The sequence below is a fragment of the Alistipes sp. CAG:29 genome (genome assembly GCF_000435435.1).
Lineage (GTDB): Bacteria > Bacteroidota > Bacteroidia > Bacteroidales > Rikenellaceae > Alistipes > Alistipes onderdonkii.
In genome coordinates this window covers 37,931-46,556 of record NZ_FR893475.1, presented here as the reverse complement: position 1 = coordinate 46,556, position 8,626 = coordinate 37,931, and the positions used below count along the sequence as shown (strand labels likewise).

At 60.5% G+C, this 8,626-nt stretch carries 5 protein-coding genes and 1 other RNA gene; 3 read left to right on the top strand and 3 right to left on the bottom strand.

What is annotated here, in order from left to right; translation table 11 throughout:
* Positions 1-621 (bottom strand): ATP-grasp domain-containing protein (locus QVP03_RS09105; RefSeq protein ID WP_288210728.1); only part of this gene is annotated, 621 nt, incomplete at its 3' end.
* Positions 622-705: 84 nt separating this feature from the next.
* On the opposite strand from QVP03_RS09105, the gene QVP03_RS09100 reads away from it, so the two are divergent.
* Positions 706-2,625, top strand: coding sequence for an outer membrane protein assembly factor BamB family protein (locus QVP03_RS09100; RefSeq protein WP_022333165.1), 1,920 nt, complete (start codon positions 706-708; stop codon positions 2,623-2,625).
* A gap of 215 nt (positions 2,626-2,840) precedes the next feature.
* On the opposite strand, the gene ssrA is transcribed toward QVP03_RS09100, so the two are convergent.
* Both ssrA and QVP03_RS09090 read right to left on the bottom strand, forming a co-directional pair.
* Positions 2,841-3,243: a transfer-messenger RNA gene (gene ssrA / locus QVP03_RS09095) on the bottom strand.
* Between the two features lie 263 nt (positions 3,244-3,506).
* Positions 3,507-6,692, bottom strand: a complete 3,186-nt coding sequence (locus tag QVP03_RS09090; protein WP_022333164.1) for an ATP-binding protein — start codon at positions 6,690-6,692, stop codon at positions 3,507-3,509.
* A gap of 251 nt (positions 6,693-6,943) precedes the next feature.
* On the opposite strand from QVP03_RS09090, the gene QVP03_RS09085 reads away from it, so the two are divergent.
* Together QVP03_RS09085 and QVP03_RS09080 are read left to right on the top strand one after the other, a co-directional pair.
* Complete coding sequence (locus QVP03_RS09085; protein WP_018696053.1) at positions 6,944-7,681, top strand: cell division ATP-binding protein FtsE; 738 nt, start codon at positions 6,944-6,946, stop codon at positions 7,679-7,681.
* Between the two features lie 183 nt (positions 7,682-7,864).
* Positions 7,865-8,626, top strand: a 762-nt coding sequence (locus QVP03_RS09080) for an ATP-binding protein (protein ID WP_288210727.1), incomplete at its 3' end; no start/stop codon positions are given.

Genomic DNA, 8,626 nt, shown 5'->3' with positions numbered 1-8,626 from the left:
GAGCGTCGGGCCGTCCTTCTGCGTGACGGTCAGCAGCGTGATTTCGCTGTCGAAGCGGATGAATTCCTCGATGATCAGCTCGCGGATATCGCCGCGCGACCCTTCGCAGCCGTAGTGCCAGGCTCTCTCCAGTTCGCCGGCACTCCTGACGCGCGACTGCCCCTTGCCCGAGGAGGACATCAGCGGCTTGACCACGCACGGGAACCCGATCCGGGCGGCAGCCTCCTCCAGTTCGGCGAGCGACGTGGCGTAGAAATAATGGGCGGTCTTTAGCCCCAGCTCCCGGGCGGCAAGGTCGCGGATGGCCTTGCGGTTCATCGTGAAATTGACGGCGCGAGCGCTCGGCACGACCTGGATGCCCTCGCGTTCGAAGTCGTAGAGGCGTTCGGTGCGGATCGCCTCGATTTCGGGGACGATCACGTCGGGGCGGTGCCGGGCCACGGCGGCGGCGAGCGCATCGCCGTCGAGCATCGAAAACACCTCGCAGGCGTCGGCCACCTGCATGGCAGGGGCGCCTGCATAGGAATCGCACGCCACGACGGTCTGTCCCAGCCGCTGCGCCGCGATTACGAACTCCTTGCCCAGTTCGCCCGAACCGAGCAGCATGATCTTTTTAGCCATATGTCTGTATTTTTCAGTGGCACAAAGATATGTTTTTTGCCCTGAATTTCGTACCTTACCGCATTAAAACTTACCTCGACGGCCATGAAAAAACAAATCCTCCGGCTGAGCCTCGGCATGGCGTGGTGCCTGTCGGCACTCGTTCCCGTGCATGCGCCTGCGGCAGGAGCCTCCGCGACGGCGGATCACGCAGCGCGGCGGGACACCCGAACCGCCGCGGCGCAAACACGCCCCTCCCCGGCCGATACGCTGCACGTCGTCTTTTTCACCGACATACATGTCACGCCGGGCAATGCACAGGACTCGCTCTTCCGCGTGGCCGTCGCCGAAGCCAACGCGTCGGATGCCGAACTGGTCATCTTCGGCGGGGATCTCACCAACACGGGCAGCGACGAGGAACTGGAGCACGTGTACGGGCTGATGTCACAGCTCGAAAAACCGTGGTTCACCGTCATGGGCAACCATGAAACGACCTGGTCGGAGAGCGGATGCACGACGTTCCGCTGCATATTCGGCCATGACGGGCGCGTCGCGTACCGTGCGGGAGGCTACCTTTTCCTGGGCTACAACTGCGGGCCCTACATGAAAATGGCCGACGGCGTCGTGCGCACCGAAGACCTCGCATGGCTCGGAGCGCAGGCCGCCGGGGCCCGCCCCGGCGAACGGATCGTAAGCCTCTGCCACTACCCGCTCAACAAAGACCTCACCAACAGGCAGGAGGTGGTCGCAACGCTCAAACGGCTGGGCATCACCGCCTCGCTCTACGGGCACTACCACCGGCTCGACCTGCGCAATTTCGACGGCATCGCGGGCATACCCGGCCGGGCACTGGCCGGCAGGCCGGGCGAGGCGCCGGGATATACCCTGCTCGATTTCTTCGCCGACTCGGTGCGCATCCGCGAAAAGCCGCTCGGACATGCCGCACGCACCCGCCATACGGTATGCCTGGAGGGGGATCCGCAGATACTCGCCCTGCCCTGCGACCCGCCGCCCACCGCACCCGACTACGAAGGCCGCATGGAATACGTCCTGCAGGACAGCGCCATGGTACTGACGGGTGCGGGATGCTGCGGCGACATGCTTTACTACGGCAATTCACAGGGCGTATTGCGGGCGTACGACACACGCCGGGGGCGCGAAGTGTGGCGGCACAGGTTTCCCGACGCGCTCTACACCACCCCGCTCTGCACGGACGGGCTGGTGATTGTCGGCGCCGCCTCGGGCGGGATATGGGCCTTCGACGCCCGGACAGGCCGCCGAAGGTGGCACCTGCCGACCGCCACGGCCGTCGTCGGCGACGGGCTCGTCGACCGCAGCTCGCTCTACATCGGGCTGGGCGTCGGCTCCGTCGGCCGCATAGACCTGCGCAGCGGCAAACTGCTCTGGCGTTACGACTACGGACAGGGACAGGCGCAGGGGCGCCCGACGCTCGCGGACGGAAAACTGGTATTCGGGGCGTGGGACAGGCACCTTTATTGCCTCGACGCCGCGACGGGCAGATGCCTCTGGAAATGGAACAACGGCCACCCCGGCGTGTTCCTCTCCCCGGGGCATGTCGTGCCCCGCATCGCCGGCGGCAAGGTCTTCATCGTGGCGCCCGACCGGGCCGTGACCTGCCTCGACCTGGCTACCGGACGGCAGCTATGGCGCGACAACAGCCGTAAAGCACGCGAAACGACGGGCCTCGGCGACGACGGACGGCAATTCTATTACAAGACGATGGACGGCGAGCTGGCGGCCGTGGACACCTCGGCGGACGCCTACCGCGAAACATGGTGCACCGATCTGGGATGGGGATACGAATACAACTCCTGCCCGGCCTGTGTGCGCGACGGTGTGGTCTATGTCGCCGGGAGGCTCGGGCAGGTTGCCGCCGTGCGCGAAGACGGCACGCTGCTGTGGAGTGTGAAATGCTGCAATTCGGCAGGAAACGATTTCCGGCAGGCACCCGACGGGTCGCTGTGGATTACCTTCGCCGAAGGCAAGCTCTTCCGGATTCCCTGACGGCTCTTGGCGACGAACGCCTGCCAGACCGGATTCCGGCCATCGCCACCACCAGGCCGCAGGGCATACGACCGAAACCACGTTTTGAGTCGCATAAAAGTGTCCGCCACGAATTGCGAAGGGCCGCTGCGCCGACATCCGTTCTGCAAGCAATAAAGGATATAATACAACAAGAAAACGCATCTGGTTAATAATAAACCAGATGCGTTTTACATTCGTGGAGGTGGCGGGAGTCGAACCCGCGTCCAAACAGGGAACCCGAAAGCTTTCTACACGCTTAGCCGCCGTTTGATCCTTCTACCCGGGCCTGGCAGGCGGCAACCCAACCCGAGTCCCAGTCCCTGAATTTCGCACACCGGCCGGGACGCTCCGGTGCACTATCCCTGAATTGATGATACCCCATATGGAAAGCGGTTAAAGGGCGGAACCACTCCCCGGGATACTCGTCGCCAAGCCGCCTTGGGCCCGGCGATTAAGCTAATTTTCCTTGAAAATTATGCAGCGAGTGCATAGCTGTTATTGCCATTTGAATCTTGAGCGTCGGGATTTACGAGCCGCCACACAGCGCTCGGCGTGCTTACAATCAAACTCTGCCTGCTGTCAAAACCGGGCACCCCCAGAATTTCGCGGGACAAAGCCTCATGGAAACAGTGCAAAAATAATACTTTTTTTCCAAATACCGCTCCTCGGGCAGGAAATACATCGGGGATCGGCAGATTTTCCGGAAACAGGGCAGGAACGGACGCGGCCACCGCGGTAACCCTTCCCGGCACAGGTTTCCCTACCGGGCTGCTACAGCGCCGCCGTTGTTTCGCGGCGGGCGATCCCCCGGAAAACGGCGGACACGTCCCTATCGGCGAAGCCCGTAACGCGCGGCGCGGTTATCCCCCCGCCAGCAATGTCCCCAATACGCGGCGGATATGCTCCCCGCTCAGCGGCTTGGCGACATATTCGTTGGCTCCGGCAGCGAGGGCTTTCTGCCGGTCACGGTCGTAGGCGAATGCCGTGACCGCGACGATCGGCACGACGGGATCGAACGCGCGGATCCGCCGCGTAGCCTCGAGCCCGTCCATCACGGGCATCTTGATGTCCATCAGGATGGCCGCAGGTTTCATTTCCCGGCATATTCGCACCGCCTCCTCGCCATTGACGGCCCGTACGATGTCGAACTCCTTGCGGAACATCAGCGACACCAACAGGAAATTGCTGTCGGTATCCTCGGCCACGAGCAGCAACGGGAGTTTCCCGTCCTGACGGGAAACGGGATGCGGAGCCTCAGCCACAACGGACGGTTCATCGTCCGGCCCGGCATTGCATGCCACGGCAGGTATGGTGAACCAGAAACGGGAGCCCCGGCCTTCCTCCGACTCGACGCCGATATGCCCGCCCATCTGCTCGACGATGCTCTTCGAGATCGAAAGCCCCAGCCCGGTGCCCTGCGCAAAGCTGTTGAGTTTGACGAAACGGTCGAAAACAGTGCGCAGATGCTCTTCGGAGATGCCTTTTCCCGTATCCTCGACGTAGAACAGCAAGTCCCCGGCCTCCCGGCGGTAGCCCAGCGTGATGGAGCCTTGCTCGGTGAATTTCACCGCATTGTTGATAAAATTGGTGATGACCTGCAACAGCCGGTTCTTGTCCCCGACGATGCGGCATTGCTCCTCATGGTCGCCGAAAAGCAATTCGACGGGCTTGTCCTGCACCTTGAGGCGCAGCGAACGCACCGCCTCCTCGCACATGCGGTTGACGTCGAGCATGCCGTAATTGAACTCGAACGTTCCGGCCTCGATCTTCGAAAGGTCGAGGATATCGGATATCAATTTGAGCAACAGGTCGTTATTCTCCTCGACGACCTGCATGTACTCGCGGCGCTCCGCGATATCGTCGGTTTCGGCCAGCAGGTTCGAGAATCCCACGATGGCATTGAGCGGCGTACGTATCTCGTGGCTCATATTGGCCAGGAAGGCCGATTTCAGGCGGTCGCTGACCTCGGCCTTGTTCTTGGCTTCGATCAGGCTCTTCTCCGTCTGCTTGAGTTCCGTGACATCGAAATTGACGCATACCATTTCGATCTTCGAGGGGTCGGTATTCAGCGGGTTGCGCACCACATTGACGCGCGTCCACCCGCTCTTGCCGTCGCGGAGCCCGACCCGCAGGTCGAGCGTGAAGCCGTTCGACTCGTTGGCCTTGACCCGCCCGATTTCCCGGAATATGGCCTCCCGGTCTTCGGGATTGACATGGTTGTAGACGCCGATCACCTGCGTCATGGGGGTGTCGCTCTCCTCGCCCAGGTTGCGGTACCATTGCGGCACGGCATACCCGTCGCGGGTCACCAGGTCGAAGCGGGCGTACCCCACCTTGCCGAAGCGGCTCACCAGCGAGAACGAACTTTCGAACTCCTCCAGTCTGTGGTGGGCTTCGTTGATCTCGGTGTTGTCGATATTCAGCACCAGGAAGTTGACCAGTTCGCCGTACATGTCGTACAGCATGGTCACCTTGGTATATATCTGCACGCTGCCTTTCTTGCGGGAGGGATAGTAGCCGCCCAGCCGGTCGAAAGGATAATCAAGCCTGAAGGACTGCTCCTGCCCGTTGCGCACGTTGCGGCGGATCTCCTCGGGCACGATCGGGTTCTCGAAAAAATTGATCCCCAGCACATCCTCCTTCGCCGCGATGCCGAAGATGTCGAGGTTTTTGGTGTTGATGTCGACCAGGCAGCCCTCTTTGTCATAAAGCTCCACCCCGACCTGGACGTTGTCGAAAATATTGCGCAGCATTTTTTCGCTGTTGAACAACGCCTCGTGGGCATTGCGCATTTCCGTAGTGTCGGAAAAGAGGCTGATGACCTCGTCCGACCGGGTCGTATAGAGGATGGAATGTATCCAGCGTTTCGAGATCTCGTAAAAGGAGTCGCGCTCGATAAATCCGTCGCTGCGGAGCACCTCCGTAAAAGTTTTCAGATATTGCTCCATATCCAGTCCCAGTTCGGAGATACGCCTGCCGATATAGGTTTCGCGCGCAGTCCCCATGATCTTGTCGGCGGTGTAGTTGGCATCCAGCACCAGCAGGTCGACGGGTTTCCCCTGCTCGTCACGGATGACCCGCAGCTGGGCATACCCCAGGGGCATGTGGTGATAGAGGCTCTGGAGGTACTTGCGTTCGGACTGCGCCTCGCGCTCGGAGCGCTGCAATTCGATACAAAGGCTGATGATATTGATCAGTGACGAAAACCACTGGAAATCCTCGCCCGTCCATCTCCGGGGCCGGTTCACGATGTCGATGCCGGCATATCCCCACACCTTGTCGCGCGAGAGGAGCGGCACGGCGATCAGCGACTTGATGTCCTGCATGGCCAGCACCTCGCGCTCGCGGAAAGCCTCGTCGGGCAATTCGTCGAGCGAAGAGATGATTACGGGCTGGCCGTTGGCGATGCGCTGCGTCCACCAGGGCACCTCGTCCATCGAAATACCGCTTACCAGCTCCTGTTCCCCGGCGACATTCTCGGCCGTGACTTCGTAGGTGCAATTATATAAACGGTGTTCGGGGTCGGATTCGATGATATAGGCCCTTCCGCCATCGAACATGGTCAGCACGTCGGCCAGGATTTCGTCGACGACGGCATCCAGGTCATCGACTTTCAGCAGCGAAAGCAGCGTTTGCGAAATGCTGTTAAGACGGAACAGCAGGTCGTTGATCCGTTGTTTTTCCTCCGACCTGACCACTTCGGACGGCGGGTCGACCACCCGGAAATAACCCGTCAGCAACATCCCCCCGTCTTCGGCAACCTCTTCGCGCAACAGTTTCCAATAGCACCATATCTCCCCCTCGGGGCCTTGCAGCGGGTAGAGGCGTTCGGCGCCGCCCCGCACCCCGATCGAGGCGAGGGCATATTCCCGGTAGGCCGGAGTTATCATCTTCCCGAACTCTTCGTAAGTCACATCGCACGAAGCGACCCCCAGCAGGTCGCGGAGCCCTTCCGAAATATGGAACACGCGGCGGTTACGGTCGGCTTGCCACCAACCTATTTTGGCATCCCGCATAATCTCCCGCAGGATCTCGTTTTCTTTCATTCAAAGATTTTTTGCTTACTGTCAGGCCGAGGCGTCACGGCCTATCGTGCAAATTTAAGCACCCTCGGGCGGAAATGCAAATTATACGGTTGTTTTTGCGCAACCCAAAGGGCTTTTTTGTTATATATTTCCGGTCGAGAAGGATCAAAACATCCCTTCAGAAGCAGTTTTGGCGGTTTTTTTCGCCGTGCCGACATCCCCGTACGGATATTTTGACTATCTTTGGAAAATAATTCCAGCGACCAGAACCTATGAGCGAAAAATATGTCGTAAGGCTGAAAAACGCAGCCATCTACCATGCGGACAACCCGTTCGGCAGCACCTCGGCCGAGAAGCTGATGCGCCGGGGCGAGATGGTGCTGTCGGATGTGAACCTGTGCGTGGCTCCGGGCGAATTCGTTTACCTGATCGGGCGCGTCGGCAGCGGCAAGAGCACCCTGCTCAAAACCCTGTACGCCGAGGTGCAGCTGCTCACCGGCGAAGGGCGGGTGGCAGGCTATGACCTGCGCAGGCTCAGGCGCCGCGACATCCCCCACCTCCGCCGCCGGATCGGTATCGTATTCCAGGACTACCAGCTGCTCACCGACCGCAACGTCTTCATGAACCTCTATTACGTGATGAAAGCCACGGGATGGAAGCGCGAAGACGAGATCCGGGAGCGGATCGACCAGGTGCTCAAGCTCGTAGACCTCGGGGCCAAAAGCTACAAAATGCCGTTCGAACTCTCGGGGGGCGAGCAGCAGCGACTGGTCATCGCCCGCGCGATCCTGAACAACCCGCAGGTGCTGCTGGCCGACGAACCGACAGGCAACCTCGACCCCGTGACGGCCGAAGGCATCATGCAGCTTTTCCAGGAGATCGCCGGCCGCGGCTGTGCCGTGGTCATGTCCACGCACAACACCGCCCTGATCGAGAACTACCCTGCGCGCGCCATCCTCTTTGCGCAGGGGCATATCCGCGAGGTCGACCTCAAGGCGGAACTCGGGTAGCAGACCGCGAATCCCGCACGCCCCAGCCCCGTCCGGGGGATGTTGCGGCACGTCCTGCCCGATGCGGGCGCAACGCCCTCCGAAACGTCCTGCAAATGCAAAAAATCGTCTGGCGGAAGCCATGCGGCTATTGTTTATTCGGGATATATTTCGTATATTTGTACGATATTTTAAAGACGACAGATGAGTACCGAATTAGAAAACGTAAAAAAGCAAGAAGAAGAATATTCCGCTTCGAATATCCAGGTTCTCGAAGGGCTTGAGGCGGTGCGCAAGCGCCCCGCCATGTATATCGGCGACATAGGTGAGAAGGGTCTGCACCATCTGGTCTACGAGGTGGTCGACAACTCGATCGACGAGGCGCTGGCGGGCTATTGCACCGACATCGACGTGACGATCAACGAGGACAACTCCATCACCGTACGCGACAACGGCCGCGGCATCCCGACCGACTACCACGAAAAGGAGGGCAAATCGGCACTCGAAGTCGTGCTTACGGTGCTCCATGCGGGCGGTAAGTTCGACAAAGGCAGCTACAAGGTTTCGGGCGGCCTGCACGGCGTGGGCGTATCGTGCGTGAACGCGCTTTCGACACTGCTGATCGCCGAGATCCGCAGCCGCGACGGCAAGGTATACCGCCAGACGTACAGCAAGGGCGCCCCCACGTCGCAGGTCGAGGTCATCGGCGAATGCTCCGACCGCGGCACCACCATCACGTTCAAACCCGACGAGAGCATCTTCACGCTCACGACGGAATACAAATACGACATCCTGGCCAACCGCCTGCGCGAGCTGGCGTTCCTGAACAAGGGCATCAGCCTGAACCTCTACGACAAGCGTCCCGACGAGGAGGGCAAGACCCGCGAGGACCACTTCTACTCGGAGGAGGGACTCAAGGAGTTCGTCAAATACCTCGACGCCACGCGCGGCACGCCGATCGTCGAG

Coding starts and splice junctions, on each gene's coding strand:
- QVP03_RS09100 (WP_022333165.1), top strand. CDS start 706: ATGAAAAAACAAATCCTCCGGCTGAGCCTCGGCATGGCGTGGTGCCTG.
- QVP03_RS09090 (WP_022333164.1), bottom strand. CDS start 6,692: ATGAAAGAAAACGAGATCCTGCGGGAGATTATGCGGGATGCCAAAATA.
- QVP03_RS09085 (WP_018696053.1), top strand. CDS start 6,944: ATGAGCGAAAAATATGTCGTAAGGCTGAAAAACGCAGCCATCTACCAT.